This is a genomic window from Qipengyuania marisflavi (assembly GCF_005884405.1).
GTDB lineage: Bacteria > Pseudomonadota > Alphaproteobacteria > Sphingomonadales > Sphingomonadaceae > Qipengyuania > Qipengyuania marisflavi.
This window is the reverse complement of sequence record NZ_VCAO01000001.1, coordinates 650,509-668,542: the sequence shown is the minus strand read 5'-3', so window position 1 is coordinate 668,542 and position 18,034 is coordinate 650,509. Positions and strand designations below refer to the sequence as shown.

Annotated in this window: 16 protein-coding genes and 1 riboswitch; of the genes, 4 read left to right on the top strand and 12 right to left on the bottom strand. The window is 61.8% G+C overall.

Features of this window, described 5'->3' with window-relative positions; translation table 11 throughout:
* Positions 1-24: 24 nt before the first annotated feature.
* From sucD to FEV51_RS03200, 6 genes are all read right to left on the bottom strand, one after another.
* Entirely contained in the window at positions 25-915 is an 891-nt protein-coding gene (sucD, locus tag FEV51_RS03225; protein WP_138615811.1) for a succinate--CoA ligase subunit alpha, read from the bottom strand.
* Between the two features lie 20 nt (positions 916-935).
* Positions 936-1,208 carry a hypothetical protein gene (locus FEV51_RS03220; RefSeq protein ID WP_138615809.1) on the bottom strand — a complete coding sequence of 91 codons (273 nt, stop codon included), beginning with the start codon at positions 1,206-1,208 and terminating at the stop codon, positions 936-938.
* Positions 1,205-2,167, bottom strand: coding sequence for a malate dehydrogenase (gene mdh, locus FEV51_RS03215; protein WP_138615807.1), 963 nt, complete (start codon positions 2,165-2,167; stop codon positions 1,205-1,207). Before mdh ends, FEV51_RS03220 begins: the two co-directional genes overlap by 4 nt.
* Positions 2,168-2,428: 261 nt before the next feature.
* A complete protein-coding gene (locus FEV51_RS03210; protein WP_246034410.1) occupies positions 2,429-4,315 on the bottom strand; it encodes a putative bifunctional diguanylate cyclase/phosphodiesterase in 1,887 nt (628 codons plus the stop codon).
* A 152-nt stretch (positions 4,316-4,467) separates the two neighbouring features.
* Positions 4,468-4,800, bottom strand: coding sequence for a hypothetical protein (locus FEV51_RS03205; protein WP_138615803.1), 333 nt, complete (start codon positions 4,798-4,800; stop codon positions 4,468-4,470).
* A gap of 118 nt (positions 4,801-4,918) precedes the next feature.
* Entirely contained in the window at positions 4,919-6,022 is a 1,104-nt protein-coding gene (locus FEV51_RS03200) for a cell wall hydrolase (protein ID WP_246034409.1), read from the bottom strand.
* Positions 6,023-6,167: 145 nt separating this feature from the next.
* A riboswitch (cobalamin riboswitch) is annotated at positions 6,168-6,352 on the top strand.
* A 91-nt stretch (positions 6,353-6,443) separates the two neighbouring features.
* Between FEV51_RS03200 and FEV51_RS03195 the strand changes: the two genes are divergently transcribed.
* From FEV51_RS03195 to FEV51_RS03180, 4 genes are read left to right on the top strand one after another with little or no spacing between them, the layout of a single operon-like run.
* The gene (locus tag FEV51_RS03195; RefSeq protein WP_138615802.1) at positions 6,444-8,399 is read left to right on the top strand and encodes a TonB-dependent receptor plug domain-containing protein; all 1,956 of its coding nucleotides are present in this window, start codon (positions 6,444-6,446) and stop codon (positions 8,397-8,399) included.
* On the top strand, positions 8,399-9,223 hold the full coding sequence (locus FEV51_RS03190) for an ABC transporter substrate-binding protein (protein ID WP_138616375.1): 825 nt from the start codon (positions 8,399-8,401) through the stop codon (positions 9,221-9,223). Before FEV51_RS03195 ends, FEV51_RS03190 begins: the two co-directional genes overlap by 1 nt.
* Entirely contained in the window at positions 9,220-10,173 is a 954-nt protein-coding gene (locus FEV51_RS03185) for a FecCD family ABC transporter permease (RefSeq protein WP_171033020.1), read from the top strand. The genes FEV51_RS03190 and FEV51_RS03185 overlap by 4 nt, the downstream gene beginning before the upstream one ends.
* Positions 10,170-10,895, top strand: a complete 726-nt coding sequence (locus FEV51_RS03180) for an ABC transporter ATP-binding protein (RefSeq protein WP_246034408.1) — start codon at positions 10,170-10,172, stop codon at positions 10,893-10,895. The genes FEV51_RS03185 and FEV51_RS03180 overlap by 4 nt, the downstream gene beginning before the upstream one ends.
* A gap of 1 nt (position 10,896) precedes the next feature.
* Here the strand turns inward: FEV51_RS03180 and FEV51_RS03175 are convergent, their stop codons facing one another.
* The 6 genes from FEV51_RS03175 to FEV51_RS13390 all read right to left on the bottom strand — a co-directional run bounded on the left by FEV51_RS03175 (position 10,897) and on the right by FEV51_RS13390 (position 18,028).
* Positions 10,897-13,140: a M3 family metallopeptidase gene (locus tag FEV51_RS03175; protein ID WP_138615800.1), complete on the bottom strand. Its 2,244-nt coding sequence runs from the start codon at positions 13,138-13,140 to the stop codon at positions 10,897-10,899.
* Positions 13,141-13,271: 131 nt separating this feature from the next.
* Positions 13,272-13,919 (bottom strand): hypothetical protein, encoded by a 648-nt coding sequence (locus FEV51_RS03170; RefSeq protein ID WP_138615798.1) that lies wholly within the window; start codon positions 13,917-13,919, stop codon positions 13,272-13,274.
* Between the two features lie 2 nt (positions 13,920-13,921).
* Positions 13,922-14,461 (bottom strand): RNA 2',3'-cyclic phosphodiesterase, encoded by a 540-nt coding sequence (gene thpR, locus FEV51_RS03165; RefSeq protein ID WP_138615796.1) that lies wholly within the window; start codon positions 14,459-14,461, stop codon positions 13,922-13,924.
* A gap of 50 nt (positions 14,462-14,511) precedes the next feature.
* Entirely contained in the window at positions 14,512-15,678 is a 1,167-nt protein-coding gene (locus FEV51_RS03160; protein ID WP_138615794.1) for a GGDEF domain-containing protein, read from the bottom strand.
* Between the two features lie 85 nt (positions 15,679-15,763).
* Complete coding sequence (locus FEV51_RS03155; RefSeq protein ID WP_246034407.1) at positions 15,764-16,663, bottom strand: lysozyme; 900 nt, start codon at positions 16,661-16,663, stop codon at positions 15,764-15,766.
* A gap of 174 nt (positions 16,664-16,837) precedes the next feature.
* Positions 16,838-18,028: a GGDEF domain-containing protein gene (locus tag FEV51_RS13390; RefSeq protein ID WP_138615792.1), complete on the bottom strand. Its 1,191-nt coding sequence runs from the start codon at positions 18,026-18,028 to the stop codon at positions 16,838-16,840.
* Between the last annotated feature and the right edge of the window lie 6 nt (positions 18,029-18,034).

Genomic DNA, 18,034 nt, shown 5'->3' with positions numbered 1-18,034 from the left:
CAAAAAGGCTATCCGCGCGCTGAGTCAGACCAGTTCCTTCAGCAATGCGTCGAGCGTGGTGCCCAGTTCCGATGGCGAGGGGGAGACGCGGATGCCCGCCTTCTCCATCGCCGCAATCTTGTCGTCCGCGCCGCCCTGGCCGCCCGAAACGATGGCACCGGCATGGCCCATACGGCGGCCCGGAGGTGCCGTCTTGCCCGCGATAAAGCCGACCATCGGCTTGCTGCGGCCCTTCTTGGCCTGATGCGCGATGAACTCGGCGGCTTCTTCTTCGGCCGAACCGCCGATTTCGCCGATCATGATCATCGATTTGGTTTCGTCATCGGACAGGAACAGGTCCAGCACGTCGATGAAATTGGTGCCATTGACCGGATCGCCGCCAATGCCGACTGCAGTGGTCTGGCCCAGACCTACCATCGTAGTCTGATGTACGGCTTCGTAAGTCAGCGTGCCAGAACGCGACACAACGCCGACCGAGCCCTTCTTGAAGATCGAGCCGGGCATGATGCCAATCTTGCATTCGCCGGGTGTCAGAACGCCGGGGCAGTTGGGGCCGATCAGACGTGACTTGGAGCCCACCAGCGCGCGTTTGACACGCACCATGTCGAGCACCGGAATGCCTTCGGTGATCGCCACGATCAGCTCGATCTCGGCATCGATGGCTTCAAGGATCGAATCCGCAGCAAACGGCGGCGGCACATAGATGCAGCTGGCCGTCGCGCCGGTCGCGTGCCTGGCTTCGGCTACGGTGTTGTACACCGGCAGACCAATATGCTCGCTGCCGCCCTTACCCGGCGTCACGCCCGCAACCATCTTGGTCCCATAATCGAGCGCCTGCTGCGTGTGGAACGTGCCGGTATCACCGGTCATGCCTTGGGTGATGACCTTGGTGTCTTTGTTTACGAGGATAGACATAAATTTGACTCTCGTTTTGTCTAAGTGGTGCGCCTATCGGCGCTGAAATAAATGGTGAGGCCCAAGGCCAAAAGGCTTATCGCAATGGTGGGGATGGCATAAATAGAAATTACTGTGACTCGTTCCCACCATACGCCGAACACTTCAAGTATGCCAAAAAACGGCAGCAGACCGAGGAAAGTAAGGCTAAGTGAGGCAGCGATCGCATAGCGCTTGCGGCCAGACAGAAATAGCGCGAGCCAGCCACCCGCAAACATAACTGCAACAGCCAGATAAGCCTCAATTATTGTCATGCCAGCGAGCTATCCAGCCCTTTGCACGCATCAAGCAGTTCATTCACTGCATCAACGCTGACCTGGAAGCCCTTCTGGGCCTCGTCGTCCAAAGCAATTTCGACGATCCGTTCCACGCCATTAGCGCCGATGACCACGGGGACGCCGACATACAGGCCATCAACGCCGTATTGGCCGGTCAGATGCGCGGCGCAGGGCAGGACGCGCTTCTTGTCCTTGAGATAGCTTTCGGCCATCTGGATCGCAGCTGTCGCGGGGGCGTAATAGGCGCTGCCGTTGCCCAGCAGTCCAACGATCTCGCCGCCGCCGCCGCGGGTGCGCTTGACAATAGCGTCCATCTTTTCCTGCGTCGACCAGCCCATCTTGATGAGGTCGGGCACAGGAATGCCCGCAACTGTCGAATATTCGAGGATTGGGACCATCGTATCGCCGTGACCGCCCAGCACAAAGGCGGTGACGTCTTCCATGCTGACGTCGAATTCAGTGGCGAGGAAATGGCGGAAACGCGCGCTGTCGAGCACGCCTGCCATGCCGACAACCTTGTTGTGAGGCAGGCCGGAAAATTCACGCAAGGCCCACACCATCGCGTCCAGCGGGTTGGTGATGCAGATCACGAACGCGTCGGGACAATTGTTCTTGATGCCTTCGCCAACCGCCTTCATCACTTTAAGGTTGATGCCCAGCAGATCGTCGCGGCTCATGCCCGGCTTGCGCGGCACACCGGCGGTGACGATCACCACATCCGCGCCCGCAATATCGGCGTAATCACTGGTGCCCTTGAGATTGGCGTCGAAGCCTTCGACCGGGCCAGCCTGGCTCAGGTCCAGCGCCTTGCCTGCAGGCATCCCTTCGGCGATGTCGAACAGGACGACGTCGCCCATTTCCTTCATCGCTGCGAGGTGTGCGAGCGTACCGCCGATCATGCCGGAGCCGACGAGCGCTATCTTGGTGCGTGCCATGGTGGGGGAGGGTCCTTTCCTGCCGCGCGGGACAACGATGGATCAGGACCGTGTTCGGTGCGCCCATATCGTCCCGCGACAGGCAGGCAGCACCCGGTCAATTGCGAATGCGACCTAGGCCCGCACTGCGGCGATTGCAACCGCCAATAGAGACGCTGCCAAACATAATTTGCGATTAGTTCTCAATAGCAAATTGCGATTGTCCGGGCAGTCGCGCTTTGCCTGAATGACGGTCCGGAACGTGCTTCGTTCCCCGGCGTCTCACCCGGCCAGTCGGTCGCCCCAATCACCGGGGGCCGTGCCGCGTTCTTCGGCCAGCAGCAGGGCCGCCTGATAATCGGGCACGGCGCGGCTGAAATGGAAGCCTTGGCCCAGCGTACAGCCCGCATCGCGGACGGCGCGCACCTGATCGATGGTCTCCAGCCCTTCGGCGACGATCTCGATCCCCAGCGATTTGCCCATCTGCGAAACCGCGCGGATAATCGCATCGCTTTTGCGGCCCGCCTGCGGCCCCGAGACGAAGCTGCGGTCAACCTTGATCTTCGAAAACGGCCATTGGTTGATATAGCCCAGCGACGAATAGCCGGTGCCGAAATCGTCGAGCGCAAAGCGTACACTGGCAGCGGACAGCTCTTCGATGAACAATTCGATTGCGGGACTGTCTTCGAGGAACAGGTTTTCGGTAACTTCGAGTTCAAGCCGTTCAGGTGGCAGCTGCGCGTCCTTGAGCGCGCTTAAAATGCCCAGCGCCGCACCGGGAGCCTTGATCTGCATGGGCGACAGATTGACCGCCAGCTGGACATCATCGGGCCAGTTGGCGGCGACGCGTGCGGCGTGTCCGGTCAGCCAATTGCCCAGCGTGACGATGGCCCCGCATTCCTCGGCAATCGGGATAAACTCGTCTGGCGTGATCTCGCCGCGCTCAGGGTGGAACCAGCGCACCAGAGCCTCGAAACAACGGACCCTGCCAGTCGACAAATCGACAATCGGCTGGAAGTACACCGACAGCTCGTCGCGCCGCAAAGCCATGCGCAATTCGCTTTCCATATCACGGCGGTGCGCCAGCGCGCGGGTCATCGCCGGATCGAAAAAGCGCATCTGGCGGCGACCGTCGGCCTTGGCATGGAACAGCGCGATATCCGCGTGCTGCATCAGAGTTTCGGTGTCGGTGCCATCATCGGGGCTGGTGGCGATGCCGATCGACCCTTCGACTTCAAGCCGCAATCCGTCTGTGCGAATGGGCCGGGTCATCTCGCGCATAATCGCGCTGGCGAGCATGCTGGCCTCGCGGGGGTCCGAAAGCGGGCGGGCGATGACAAATTCATCCCCGGCAAAGCGCGCCACGATGCCGCGATCACCCAACAGGGCGGCAATCCGAATGCCCATTTCGTGCAGCACGGCATCGCCTGTGTGGTGACCGTGAAGGTCGTTGATTTCCTTGAACCGGTCGAGATCGATCCAGAACAGGCCAAGCTTCTGACCATCAGCCAGGCTGGCAAACATCGGGCCAATTTTCGCATCAAGACCGACCCGGTTGTCGAGACCCGTAACCGGATCCGTGAGCGCCAGCGTTTCCATCTTGTGCGCCATCTCGTCGCTGCGCTGCGCAGCGGTAATCGATTTGTTCAGCGTGCGGAAAATCGAGAATGTGATGCCGATCATGGCCGGGATCAGGCAGAACAGATTGATCGCCAGCAGGATCGATGCCGGAGTGCCCAGCGACACAGCCGCCGCCACGATAGGCAGGGTGGCCAGCAACAATTGCCCCAGTGCAATCCGCGGCCGTGCGGCATTGTGCGCGCTGATCCCGATGCCGTAGCCTATAGCGTTGGAGATCATCAGCACTTGCAGCAGCGGCGACAGATTCAACGTCATCGTCAGGCCGGCGAAAACACCCAGCGTCGCGGCATAGCTGAAAGCGCCGAAACGATAGGCAAACTCCAGCTTCCCGGTGGAAATGTCGTCAGGCTTATCGGCCATATGTATCGCATTGACGACACGCAGGATCGCGATGGAGCACATCAGGAAGGCAAGCGAACACAGCAGCGAATTGCCGGAGAGAAATGCCACCAGCGCGCCAGAGGCGACACCGTTAAAGGCTGCAATGGCGAGAGTTCGTGGCCGCGCGTAAAGCGAACGCACCAGCACGGTACGGGTTTGTTCGCTTAAAGCATTGCCATGCCCAAATAGAGCGGTAAGCCTATGGCTGAAAGGAAGAGACGGCGACGACCCCATACAATTGGAATATGCGGGAAACCCTCAGTTTTCAGTTAACGTCCGGGCACTTATCTTACAGGTGATCAATGGATCAGCGCACCAGCCGGATCAATTGCCCGTTCCAGACGGATGGCAAGCCCGCGATCAAGCGTTCGGCACACGCCCAGCCACCAGTCATATCCTTGGCTGTCACCGGCGAAATGGGCCTGCTCGGCCATGGCGCGCGCTTCTTGGGCAGCGCCCAGTCCGTGCTGCGCGAAATGCTTCAGCGCCGCGCGCATCATGACATCGAATGAGCTATCCGGGGCAGCAACATCGCCATTATCATTGGCAGCGCGGCCCAGCGCCTTGCGCGCCAGAGCGCGGGCAATCGGCGAATGCGCGGTGGAACGTGCGGCAGCGAAATGGACTGGCATGGTGAAAAGCTCCCGAAACCCTTGCAGGCAAGTGGCAGCGTATTAGCGGGCGCGAGCTAAGCTTGTGTTCCGCAGCATGCTTATGAAGACGTAAACTTTCTGCCGGAAGCCGCTGGCGTCACTCGGCTTTCTTGCCCGGCTCGGAAATCCAGCGGCCACTGCGCTGGTATTCGGCTTTCACATCGCCAGCCTTGGGCAGATTGTCCTGCGGCTGCGCGGCGGGTGAGGCCGGAGCACCGCCGACCGGCTTGTCGGGCGCCTTGGTCATGCCAAGTGCCGAATTGGGAGTCGGAACTGCCAAAGTGGTGACGGGACTGACGGTAGTATCAGCACCGCGCCGCGCGCTGGGGGCGGCCACAGGCTCACCGCCAAGATAGCTGGTCGAAAACGCCCCTGCCTGACCGGCGCGGCCTTTCCAGACATAGAAGCGATGCGCGCCAATTCTGCCGATATAGTCGAGGCTCGCCGCCCAATAGGGATTAACGTAATTAGTGTGATAATGCGTCGCCAGCCCGACTGTCGTCTGGACCTCTCCGGCCAGCGCGGCCAGACCAACCGACTGCGCACGTGCCCATGCCTGGCGCGAGGGGTGGCGCGCCATCGAACCATCGCAGGTGAAAGAGAACTGGCAGCCAGTTTTGCGTTCCGATCCCTGAAACACCACGCCGCAAACGCTGCTGGGGAAAGCAGGATGCGCGACCCGGTTCAGCACCACCTGCGCCACCGCCTGCTGACCGGTATAGCTTTCGCTCGCGGCTTCATAATAGACGGCCATCGACAGGCATTGCAGCGCGCGTGCCTTGTCCAGTCCGCTACCGGCGGAACGGAACGCGCGGGCGGTTGCCTCGGCCCCGTGGCTTTCGGTAAATTCCAGCGTTTCGTAGCTGCCCTCTGCGGCGCGCAATTCGGACAGGTCGCCGGCCAGACGCGGCGCATCTTCCAGATAATAGAACGCCGATCCGGGAAAGCTGAGGCCTGCGGTTTCAAACGGCATGGCAACGGGCTCGACGCGTTCATCAGCCAGGCCAACAGCCCGCGCGATCTCGGCCCATTCGCCTTGCGCGGCCACCGCCGGGATCAGCATGGCAGCGGCCAGCGCACCCCCGCGCAGCAGCATCTGGCGGCGGCGCAGGCGGCGTTGCTCGCGGCGCAGCGCAGCACGCGGCAGAGCGCGCCCCGCACCCTCGCTCGTCTCCGCCACTATCGCACTTAACGCGTTCATGTCTGCTCCTGTTGCCCCCTTATACGCCAAGCAGCCGCACACCCGAAGACCCCGAGTGGCGGCGTCCACCAGCGGGACAATGTGCGCCCCATAGCACGTTTTCCTTAATGAAGATGCTCTTGTGCGCCGCAGCATTCCTGCGTATAAATCGCTGCGTGTCATGGGTTGGCCCGCGCAATCGGGCCGGAAGAGGGAAGGGGGTGCCAATCCCCCGCTGCCCCCGCAACTGTGACCGGGGAGGTCTGCCTCAATTGCCACTGGGAAACCGGGAAGGCGGGGCACGACCATTGATCCGGGAGCCAGGAGACCTGCCTGTGACCGTCGTTCCGCAGCCGGGCGGGGTGTTCCGGGTGTAACGGGGATGGGCGCGATCCTGCGTCTTTCTCGTCATGGGCGGCATCACGTTCATGATGGAGGCCCCATGTATAAATTTCTGTTGTTTCTCACCGCGTCCGCATTGCCCGGCGTCGCTGCCGCGCAATCGGCCGATTCTGATCCTGCTGAGGCCGCGCTCGCTGAAATTGTCGAGCGGCAGGATGCGGCGCGGCAGCCTGTGGAACTGCCCGATGGCCGGGCTACGCAGCCCGTCACCTTGGACGCGGCCACGATTACCGTGACAGCCACAGGGCTTGGCACAACCATCCAGAGCACCGGCCAAGCAGTGGTCGTGATCGACCGTAAAGAAATCGAGCAGGTGCAGGGCGCTGATATTACCCGCGTGCTGCAACGCACACCGGGCCTCAGCCTGTCGCGCAATGGCGGCGCGGGCAGCTTTACCGGCGTGAACTTGCGCGGGGCGAATGCCGAGCAATTGCTGGTGCTGGTCGATGGCGTTCGGGTCGCGGACCCGGCCTCGCCTTCGGGCGGTTTCGACTTCGGCAATCTGCTCACCGGGACTGTCGGCAAGCTCGACTTGCTGCGCGGTTCCAACAGCACGATCTGGGGGTCTGACGCGATTGGCGGCGTGCTCGATATTGCGACATGCGGCGGCAGCGGCGTACAGGGAAGCTTCGAATATGGCGCGCGCGATACGCGCTTTGCACAGGCGGCGGGCGGGCTGGAAACAGGCGCTTTGGCGCTTGGCCTTACAGGATCGTGGTTCGCCACTGATGGCTTCTCCGCAGCGGCCAATGGCACCGAGCCGGATGGCTTTGAACAATTCGCGCTGGGCGGCAGTGTCTTTGCCGATGTCACCGACCAGCTCGAAGTGTTCGCTCATGCCAATTGGAGTGAAGGCACTCTCGACATCGACGGTTTTGCCGCGCCAAGTTTCACGCTGGGCGACACCGCCGAGACACAGGACACCCGCCGCCTGTGGGGCGATGTGGGCTTTGCATATTACGGCAATGACCTGACGCTGCGCGCTGCCTATTCGATGGCCGATACCGAGCGTGACAATTTCGACCCCGCCGCCGGTAGCGCACCGACTTTCGCCAGCGACGGTCATTCCGAGCGGGTGCAATTACGCGGAGAATACCGTGTGCTGGGCGGATTGTCGGTGGCGTTCGGCGGCGAGCGGGAATGGACGGCCTATTCCACCAGCTTCAACGCGCGTGAGGAAACCGGGATCAGCGGTGCCTATGTCCAGCTTGGCTGGGTGATGGGCCGGCTGGCCGCACACATCGGTTCGCGGATCGATGATCACGATATCTTCGGTACCAAGACCAGCTTTGGCGCGGATGTCAGCTATGGGCTGGGCAGCGATTGGCGGGTGCGCGCCAGTGTCGGTGAGGGGTTCAAGGCCCCGACACTGTTTCAGCTGCTGTCCGATTTCGGCAATCCGCGTCTCCGTCCCGAAGAAAGCACCAGCTTCGATATCGGAATTGAACAGGGGCAGCGTGGCCGCGGCACCCATCTTGCCCTCACTGCATTCCGGCGTGACAGCGCCGATCTGATAGCCTTCGTGTCGTGCTTCGGCGCGACCGGCGGGCTGTGCACCGATCGTCCGTTCGGCACCTATGCCAACACCGCCAGCGCCCGCGCGCAAGGTATCGAGGCCGAGGCTGGCATCGCAGTTGCCGAGGGCTTCCGGCTGTCTGCAGTGTATAGCCTGATTGATGCCGAAGACCGTATTTCCGGCAATGAACTTGCCCGCAGGCCGCGCCATAGCGCCACGCTGTTCGCGGATTACGAGGCTGCTTTCGGACTGCGACTGGGCGCTGATCTGCGGCTGGTATCGGACAGTTTCGACAATGCCGCCAATTCGATCCGGCTGGACAATTATGCCGTATTCGACCTGCGCGCCGCCATGCCTGTCAGCGACGTTTTCGAAGTGTTTGGCCGGGTCGAGAACCTGTTCGCCGAGAATTACCAGACCGCTGCGGGCTATGCCTCGCCGGGCCGCGGGGCGTTTATCGGGGTGAGGGCGGCAATGTGATGCGCCGCTGCGCCGGGGCCTTGCTGGCAGGAGCACTGCTTCTGTCCGGTTGCAGCGCCCCGGCATCCGCTCCGCCTGCCAATCCGGCGCAGCCCACCATCGTCAGCCTCAACCCGTGCACCGATGCGATATTGGCGGAGGTGGCGGCGCCGGGGCAATTGCTGGCAATTTCGCATTACAGCAAGGACCCGCGCTCAACCTCAATGGAGGCGCGGGTTGCGCAGGGCTTTGCCGCTACGGGCGGTACGGTCGAGGAAGTGCTGGCGCTGGCCCCCGATGTGGTGGTGGCGGGCAGTTTCATCCCCCCGGCAACGCGCGCGGCGTTGGAGAATCTTGGCATCCGCGTGGTCACATTTGGCATGGCAGGAACAGTCGCGGAGAGCGAGGCGCAAGTGCGCGAGCTTGCCGCGCTGGCGGGCGATGCCGCGGCCGGTGAGCGGCTGGTTGGACGGATCGAAGCGGCGCTGAAAGCTGCGGGTAGCGCGGGCGGGCCACCGGTGTCGGCTGTGCTGTGGCAGCCCGGCGGAATTGTGCCGGGCGAAGCTGCGCTGGTCAGCGAATTGCTGGAGCGCACGGGTTTTTCCAGCCTCAGTATGATGCGCGGCATGGCGCAGGCCGATTTTCTGGCGCTGGAGCAAGTGGCCGCCGATCCGCCGCAAGTGCTGCTGGTCGCGGGAAGCGAGGCAGGGCAGCGCCATCCAGTGTTGGACAAATTGCCGCAGGTGCGGCGCGAGCATTTCGATACGCAACTGCTCTATTGCGGCGGGCCGACCATCATCCGCGCGGCGCACCGGCTGGCGGCAATCCGGCAGTCTGTATCATGAGCCGCGCAGTGCTGATCCTGCTGGCGCTGCTGGCGCTGGCCTTCCCGCTGTCGCTTCTGGCGGGCCGCGTCTGGCTCGATCCCGCGAGCACGCCCAACGCCGCGCTGATCCTGGCCCAATTGCGTCTGCCGCGTAGTGTGCTGGCGCTGATCGTGGGTGCGGGGCTGGGGGCGAGCGGGGCGGCGATGCAAGGCTATCTGCGCAATCCGCTGGCCGATCCGGGTCTGTTCGGCATCGCACCCGGCGCAGCCTTGGGGGCGGTGGTGGCGCTGTGGTTTGGCTTCACTGCCAGCCCATGGTTGCTGCCTCTCTTCGCGCTGATCGGAGCGGGCGGGGCAATGGCTTTGCTGGCGGCGATAGCGGGCCGGACTGGAGGCATCGCGCTGTTCACTCTGGCCGGCCTGATGGTGGCCAGCCTTGCCGGAGCGCTCACCGCGCTGGCGATTTCGATGGCACCCAACGCCTTTGCGATGAGCGAGATTGTGATGTGGCTGAACGGCGCACTGACCGATCGCAGCTGGCGCGAAGTGTGGCTGGCCGCGCCGCTGGTACTGGCAGGGATCGTCCTGCTGTGGCGCAGCGGAAAATCGCTCGACGCCTTGACGCTGGGCGAACCCGTTGCGCGGTCATTGGGGGTGGAGCCGGGGCGCTTGTTGTGGCTGCTGATCATGGGCGTGGGTCTGACCGTGGGGGCCAGCGTGGCAGTGGCAGGGATCATCGGCTTTGTCGGACTGATCGTGCCGCATTTGGTCCGCCCGCTCACTGATCGCCGACCATCGCAGCTGATAGTGCCGAGCGCTTTGGCAGGCGCATTGCTGGTGCTGGTGGCGGATAGCGCAGTACGCGTGTTGCCGCTGGTCACTGAATTGCGGCTGGGCATCGGATTAAGCCTGCTGGGCGCGCCGTTCTTCCTGTGGTTGCTGCTGCGTATGCGCCGGGGGCTGACATGATGCTGACTGCCAAAAACCTGTCGGTGGCAGGCCGCCTGAATGATGTCACTTCGGCGCTTGAGCCGAGCCGCATCACTGCGATTTGCGGGCCTAATGGAGCAGGCAAATCAACGCTGCTTGATCTGCTGGCCGGACTTGAGAAACCCGACACAGGCAAGGTTCTGCTTGGCGAGACACCGCTGGCAACATTGTCCCCGCATGAGCGCGGGCGGCGGCTGGGCTATTTGCCGCAGACCGCGCAAATCGCTTGGGATGTACCCGTACGCAGCCTGGTAGAGCTGGGGCGGATGCCGCATGGCGATAACAATCGCGCGCCGGTTGATGACGCCATGACGGCGCTCGACATCACCGCGCTGGCTGACCGCCGTGCGCAATCGCTGTCGGGCGGGGAGACTGCGCGCGTGCTGCTGGCGCGGGTGCTGGCGGGGGAGCCGGAGTGGATCCTTGCCGACGAACCGCTCGCCGCACTGGATCTTGCGCATCAGCTTGCCCTGCTGCGCCATCTGCGCGCTGCGGCCGATGGCGGGACCGGCGTGGTGCTGGTGCTGCACGACCTCGCATTGGCGATGAACCATGCCGACCATGTGGTGGTGCTCGACCGTGGCCGGATTGCTGCCAACGGCACATGTAAAGACGCGCTCGACACACAGATTATCGAGCGCGTCTGGAAAGTTGCGGCCCATTGGATCGGCGAACCGGGCCAGCGGGCCTTGGTGACTTAAATCAGTTTGGCGCGCCGGCACCGCCGCCATCATCAGAAGTGCCATCGATCGCATCGGCATTCCCGATCAGGCCGCGAGCTTCCAGCATCGGCGTGACATCGGGCTGGCGACCGGCGAAATTCTGGAACATCTTGAAATAGTCCATCGTCCCGCCCGTGCTCAGCACGGTCTTGCGATAATGATCGCCATTGGCGCGGGTCAGCCCGCCATTGTCCATGAACCATTTGCGGCTGTCACGGTCCAGCATCTCGGTCCACAGATAGCTGTAATAGCCCGAGCTGTAGCCGGTCGGGTTGCTGAAGATGTGGTTGAAATAGCTGCTGCGATAACGCGGCGGCACCAGATCGATTTCCAGCCCCAGATCGGTCAGCGACTTGCGCTCGAACGCATCCACTTCCTCAGGCGTGTCGATGGCGGCGGCCTGCTGCGGTGACAGCGCGTGCCACTTCATATCGAGCAGTGCGGCTTCGACAACTTCGCCAAAATCATAGCCCTGGTTGAACTTGCCCGCCGCTTCCATCTTGTCGATCAGCGCCTGCGGGATGGTTTCGCCAGTCTCATGGTGCTTGGCGTAATTCGACAGCACCTCGGGATAGGTCGCCCACATCTCGTTCACCTGGCTGGGATATTCGACAAAGTCGCGCGCAACTGCCGTGCCAGAGAGGCTTTCATATTGCTGATTGGCGAAGAAGCCGTGCAGCGCGTGGCCAAATTCGTGGAACAGCGTGCCCACATTGTCGAAGCTGACCAGCTGGACCTCGCCCTCGGGCGCTTTGGGAATGTTGAGCACATTGTAGATCACCGGCTTGGTGTTCCACAATTTGCTCTGGTCGACGAAATTCGACATCCATGCGCCGCCGCGCTTTGACGGGCGCTGGTAGGGGTCGAAATAGAACAGGCCCAGCTCCGAACCATCACGGTCGAACACGGTATAGGTCCACACATCGGGGTGATAGACTGGCAGATCAGTTCGGCGCTGGAAGCGCAGGCCGTACAGTTTGCCCGCCGCGTAGAACACGCCGTCTTCCAGCACCTTGTCGAGCTGGAAATATTGCATCACCTCATTGTCATCGAGCTGATAGCGCTGCTGCTTCACCTTGTCGGCATAGCGATACCAATCCCACGGCTTGACCGCGAAATCGCCGCCATCGGCCTTGATCGCCTGATTAAGCATGGCAGCCTCGCGCCGCTGCGTTGCGGCGAGCGCGGGGACCATCTGGCCCATGAAATCGAGCGCGGTCTTGGGATTTTCCGCCATCCGGTCCCACATCGCATAGGTCGCCCAGTCCGGGGCACCGAACAGTGCGGCCTTTTCGGCGCGCAGCGTGGCGATCTTGGCCAGCAACACACGGGTGTCATTGGCATCGCCCTTATCCGCGCGGTGATAGCTGTTCATGAACAGCTGTTCGCGCACTTCGCGGTTTTCCAGGCTGGGCAGCAGCGGTTGCTGCGTGGTGTTCTGCAGTGCCAGCGCAAACTTGCCCGGCATCCCCTTTTCCGCCGCCAGATCGGCTGCGCTCTGGATCTCGCCAGCGGACAATCCGGCCAGCTGCGCGCGGCTATCGACGATCAGCGCGCCATCGACAGTGGCGTCGCGAACCTGCTGGCTGAAGCTGGTGGTGAGCGTGGAGAGCTGCGAATTGATCGCCTTCACCCGCTCACGCTGATTGTCGTTCAGCATTGCGCCGGCGTGGACCATGCCTTCGTATGTGTCTTCCAGCAAAGTGGCGTCTTCGACCGTCATCGCCATTGCGGCGCGGTTGTCATAGACCGCCTTCACACGGGCGAAGAGCGCCGGGTTAAGCGTTATGAAGTCGCCATGCGCAGTCAGCTTTGGGCTGATTTCCTCGTCAATGGCGTCAAGCCGGTCGGTCGTGTTCTGACCCGTCAGCGCATAAAACACGCGGCTGACACGGCCGAGCATCCGCCCGGATTTTTCCAGTGCGACAATGGTGTTGGAGAATGTCGGAGCAGCCGGATTGTCGATGATCGCCTGTATTTCGGCCTTTTGGATCGCCATGCCCTGTTCGAAGGCGGGCGTGTAATCATCTTCGCTGATCTTGCTGAAATCGGGTGTCTTGAACGGCAGGGTGCTGTCGCTGGCGAAATAGCCGGTGCCCTGTGGTATCGCAGCAGCGCTGGCGACTTCGGCCATCGGTTCGCCGCCGGGAGTGGTGGTGCACCCGGCCAGCAGGGCGGTGCCCAGTACGAGCGGGGCGGTGGTCGCCAGAATTCGCGATTTCATATTCTCTCCAGTCAGACTTTTTGCGTCAGGCGGCCAAGCGGCTGCCAGCGCGGGGAATAGCTTATGTGTGGCGCATGAAGACCGGATCGGCGCGCGTTGCAAGCCGCGCCGTGCCGCCCGTCGGGCCAGCTCTACTGTTTATCGAACGGTATGACTTCGCCGCGGTTCCGCTCAGCCTGTCGGCGCGCAGCTTTTGCCGCGTCTCCAAGCGCCTGCCGGTTGACCGTTACAAGCCGAGGGCGGCCGCCGTGTTCATCCACCACCAGCCACACTGTGCCCAGCGCGAAAAAGCCGCCCTGTTCGTTAACGGTCATGTCTGCCAGATCAAGGCGCGAGAGCACTTCGATCATCGCCGGATCGAAAATCTCGTCAAAAATCGCCTCGACAGTCTCGGGATCTTCAAGTTCGCGCCGGTCACCATTACCATCGATATATAGCAGCGGAATGCCCATTTCCTGCAGGATACGCGCCTTGTCACCGCGCTGCGCCGCCTCGCGCAAGGATGTGATCGCGGCGGCAAACTGGCTGGGGCTGGTGCCCGTGGCGCAGGATATTGCGCCGCCCTCCACCTGATCATGCGCGCGGTCAAATTCGACATCGCGCTCTGTCTGGTCGGACCAGACCATCAGCAGGCAATCCTCGGCCCGGCCTTCCGCAAGCGCTTGTGCTGGGGGCTGCTCGGTGACCTGCTCCGCCTTGGACTGGTCCACAGGGGAACACGCAGCCGCCATCAAGAGGATGGTCGGCAGCAGCAGCGGAAGGAAAGGAGGGTTGGGCATGGTCACTCGGTTGCACGATAGACCCGAACCAGCTCGTATTGCGAACCGCCGGGATGAAGATGGCTTTCATACAGAATATAGGAATCCGCACGCCATGCGCCAAGCGATTGCCCCATTGTTCGTGCACAAAACGGGGCCACCGGACCACTTGTGGCATTCAGCCGTGCCAGCGTGACATGCGGCGCATATTTGCGCGTCTCCGGCGGCAGTCCGGCGCGGATGCAGCAGCGTTCGGCCCGGCTTTGCAGCGCCAGCAGCTGCGGGGACGGAAATACGCCCGCCCACAAGGTGTGCGTGATGCCCTTGCGCTCAAAACACCCGGTGCCGGTCAGAGCGATATCAAGCGGGGCAAATCGCAGGTGCACAAAGGCGTCAACCAGATCTTCCGCTACGTCGATATCCACCTCGCCAAGATAACGCAGGGTCAGATGCAATTGCGCATCATCCTGCCAGCGTGCGCCCGCAACTCCGCCCATGATGGCGAGCAAGCCTTCCCGCACTTCGGGCGGGGGACGCAGGGCAAGGAACAGGCGCGGGTTCATTGGCCCGCTCTACCGCAAGAGATGTGGCCGCGCATCCCTTGCGAGCGCGGTCAGGCAGCGTGGGCGCGCACCTGGTTGCGGCCGCTGGATTTGGCACGATACATCGCGGCATCGGCACGGCTGAAAACATCGTCGATACGCTCTCCCTGATCAAAGTGGGTGAGCCCGATTGAGGCGGTGGTCTTGGCGCCCTGCAATCCGATCCGCCCCGCCACCAGCGCCACCATGAAACGGATCCGTTCGGCCAGCACGCGCGCCTGTTCTTCGCTGCCCACGGAAAGGACGATGGCGAATTCCTCGCCCCCCAGCCGCACGGCGAAGTGTCCTTTGCCGGGCAGCCTGTGCAGGATAGCGCGAAAAGTCTCGGCCACGCCCACCAGAACCCGGTCGCCCGTGACATGGCCAAACTGGTCATTGAGTTGCTTGAAATGGTCAAGATCGACCAGCAGCGCATATTTGCGGCGGCTGTCTTCGGGATCGATCAGATTGGTTTCGAACAGCGCGCGCCGGTTATAAAGGCCGGTCAGCGGATCATGTTTGGACAGATATTCCGCGCGATCCAGCGAACTTTGCAGCCTTTCACCAAGACGCCGGTTCTGGATCAGCATTTCGGCAGCATTCCACCGTTGGCGAGAGGCCGACTTGGCATAGAAGACAATTGCCGCACACATCCCCGCCAGCCCGGTGCCCGTTTGCAGGCCGATCGACGTCGGAGAATGCATCAGAGCTACCGCCAACGTGGCTAAAAACCCGGTCAGGAAAGCAAAGGATTGCGTTTTGAGCGAACCGACCATCGACAGCACCAGGCTGACCGCAACAAAGCTGCCGCCGCCCACCACAATCACTGCGGGATGCAATGTCGGCTCGTGGATCAAGGGCGCAATCTGAAACGCCCAGCTCGCGCCGCCCAGCGCTAATGCTCCGCTCAGCAGATGCAGCGCGAGGCGTTTCGCACGTTCATCATGCAGCGACTTGGCTAGATGCCGGAATGCCGCTGTGTTCAGACACAGTGCAATCAGGCGACCAATGACCGGAAGCACGAAAGCATCGGCATTTGGCATCGCAAAGGCGGCAATCGCAATGAAGAACCACGCGACGATATTGGCGACAAAGGCGCCATGCTCGGTCGCGACGACGGATGCCAGAATGACGTTGCGGCGCTCGGCCCGCCAGGCCTCGTCGCGCTTGTCGGGTCTCCCCAATTTGCCCATTCGCATAAAAAACGCTCCATCCAGAAAACCCTGAATGGAGCGTCGGTAGTTATGGGGCAGTTTGTGTCAGCTTGGTGGAACTACCTAAGCGTCAGCTTCGCGTGTCCTCGTAATTGGCTTCCATGAAGATGTTAGCGCGGCGATCACTGCGGTGTTCCAGCCCCTTTGCAACCTTGCCGGCCGCATGTTTGTAGGTCAGCTCTGCGGCAATGCCCTCATAGTCTCCGGCATCGATAGCCGCATTGAGGCGCGGGCTTTCGCGCTCGGAAACATTGCCGATGCCGACATTATAGACGAGGTCGAGCAGCGCATCGAATTCGTGCTGATGCAGCGGTAGATTACCGGCCAATTGGCGAACACCGCGCTCGGCTTCCTCGAGATCGCTCTCAAGGAACTGGATCACCTGGTCCTCGTCGATGCGGTCACCCACGGACAGATTGTCACCAGCGTCGATCAGATGGCCGACGCCAACGGTGGGGTAACCAGCGACATCGCGATAAACTGTATAACGAACGCCTTCTTCCTCGACCAAGGCACCTTTGAAGTCGTCGCTGGCCTTCAGCAGCGCAGCGGGCATTCGCACGCCGACATCGCTCTCCACCATTTCCATCATGGACTGATTGACAGGCGTGTCACGCTTGAGCGGCGGGCCGGTAAAGGCCGCCAATCCAACTGCGCCGGTAGAAAGCATCAGCGTTGCGCGCTTACGCGTTGAAAGGCGGGGCTTGACGTTGAAAGCAGTCTGCGCCGCCATACGAGCACGCTTCAGCTCACGGCGGTGCTGACGCTCACGGCGCAACGATCGCAGAAATCGCTTAACCGGCGAGCCTTGCTCCGGCTTGAGCGAAGTGTGCTTCCAATCAACCGTATCGAGAGGCCGGTTAAGGTCCTCCAGCAAAGCTTCAAGATTGGCAGTTTTTGGCTTGGAAGCAGGGTTGCGGGCGGCGGGCGTTGTCGGATCGTGCTGACTGTTCGCTGTTATTGCAGGCATAAGGTGGAAACTTCCGTATTATTTCAGGGTGTTCCAAAAGTTTTGGTAAACTGCCCCTGCGCAGATTGCGCACGGTCGCCAAAGTGGAACTGGTTACCTGATCAACGGATGAGGGGGGCTATTCGGTCCACGTTCTGCCGTCCCACGGCAACGCTTGGTGGCCCATTTGCGTGTTCAAGCGGCCTTTTTGACCTGATTGCGACCGCGGCCCTTCGCTTCGAAACAGGCATTATCGGCACGCAGCAGGGCATCATCCAATTTCTCGCTGAAACGCCATTCGGCAAGCCCGATCGAAGCGGTGATCTGCAGGTCGGGATAGTCTGTCATCTCACTCCCGATGGCAGCCAGCCGGAATCGCAAGGCTTCCGCAGCCAACGCTGCCGAAGTGTCGTCCAATCCCTTGGCGATCACCAGGAATTCTTCGCCGCCAAGCCGAAATGCGAGATGATCGTCGCGGGGCAAGTCATCCATCCACGCGCGCAAGGCATCAGCAGTCGCAATCAACGCATGGTCGCCCGCCGCATGGCCAAACTGATCATTGATCGTCTTGAACTTGTCGAGATCGATCATCAGCAGATAGCGCGGCGTAACCGAGCGCTCTGCCTGGGTCACTTCGAACAGCTTACGGCGGTTGAACAATCCGGTCAGCGGATCGCGCCAGCTGAGGAACTCGGCATGGGCCAGTGCTTCGGCCAGCTCTTCACTCAACTGACGATTTTCGACAGTTATCGTGGCGGCGCTCAGGATGTGGTGGCCGGTATTGGCACTGTAAGTGCGTACGCCGATCACCAGCATGGTGACGACCGCCACCAGTCCCGTAGAGGCTTCCGGCGTCAGCATCACAATCGCGCAGGCGGTCAGCCAGAAACACACCAGCATCGCATCGCGGGAGCGGGGCAGGGCCGCCAGCGTTACGGCGATTAGTGTAACCGCCACCAGCACGACAAGTTGAATCGCTGCGACCGCAGCAGGTGGAGCGGCGTGGGACTGTGGCACGAGCAGCAAGCCAAGCGTGATGCCGGTAAATGCCATTGCGACAAACAGAATGCCCCGTGCGCGCATCAGCGGCTGGTTAGCTTTCACCTTGCGCTCCAGCCTGCTGGCTGCATGGCGCGTAAACAGGAAAGATGCGGTACGCGCGGCCAACAGGCCAGCCATCATCAGTGGATCAGGAAGAAAGGCAATCGCGGCGGCAAGAAGAGACAGCGCCAGCAGGCTGGAGGTCAGTGCCCGTCGCTCCCGCTCAAGCATGGCAATCACGATCTCTCGCTGGACAGCATAATCATCCGCCACCGATGTCAGATCGGCACCGTCATATGTGTCAAAATCTGTACGCTCGCTTGGCACGGCGGGAGGATAATCCAATTCTTG

Bases quoted from the DNA above. Each gene is read 5' to 3' on its own strand.
- sucD (WP_138615811.1), bottom strand. From the start codon at position 915: ATGTCTATCCTCGTAAACAAAGACACCAAGGTCATCACCCAAGGCATG.
- FEV51_RS03220 (WP_138615809.1), bottom strand. From the start codon at position 1,208: ATGACAATAATTGAGGCTTATCTGGCTGTTGCAGTTATGTTTGCGGGT.
- mdh (WP_138615807.1), bottom strand. From the start codon at position 2,167: ATGGCACGCACCAAGATAGCGCTCGTCGGCTCCGGCATGATCGGCGGT.
- FEV51_RS03205 (WP_138615803.1), bottom strand. From the start codon at position 4,800: ATGCCAGTCCATTTCGCTGCCGCACGTTCCACCGCGCATTCGCCGATT.
- FEV51_RS03200 (WP_246034409.1), bottom strand. From the start codon at position 6,022: ATGAACGCGTTAAGTGCGATAGTGGCGGAGACGAGCGAGGGTGCGGGG.
- FEV51_RS03195 (WP_138615802.1), top strand. From the start codon at position 6,444: ATGTATAAATTTCTGTTGTTTCTCACCGCGTCCGCATTGCCCGGCGTC.
- FEV51_RS03190 (WP_138616375.1), top strand. From the start codon at position 8,399: ATGCGCCGCTGCGCCGGGGCCTTGCTGGCAGGAGCACTGCTTCTGTCC.
- FEV51_RS03185 (WP_171033020.1), top strand. From the start codon at position 9,220: ATGAGCCGCGCAGTGCTGATCCTGCTGGCGCTGCTGGCGCTGGCCTTC.
- FEV51_RS03180 (WP_246034408.1), top strand. From the start codon at position 10,170: ATGATGCTGACTGCCAAAAACCTGTCGGTGGCAGGCCGCCTGAATGAT.
- FEV51_RS03175 (WP_138615800.1), bottom strand. From the start codon at position 13,140: ATGAAATCGCGAATTCTGGCGACCACCGCCCCGCTCGTACTGGGCACC.
- FEV51_RS03170 (WP_138615798.1), bottom strand. From the start codon at position 13,919: ATGCCCAACCCTCCTTTCCTTCCGCTGCTGCTGCCGACCATCCTCTTG.
- thpR (WP_138615796.1), bottom strand. From the start codon at position 14,461: ATGAACCCGCGCCTGTTCCTTGCCCTGCGTCCCCCGCCCGAAGTGCGG.
- FEV51_RS03160 (WP_138615794.1), bottom strand. From the start codon at position 15,678: ATGCGAATGGGCAAATTGGGGAGACCCGACAAGCGCGACGAGGCCTGG.
- FEV51_RS03155 (WP_246034407.1), bottom strand. From the start codon at position 16,663: ATGCCTGCAATAACAGCGAACAGTCAGCACGATCCGACAACGCCCGCC.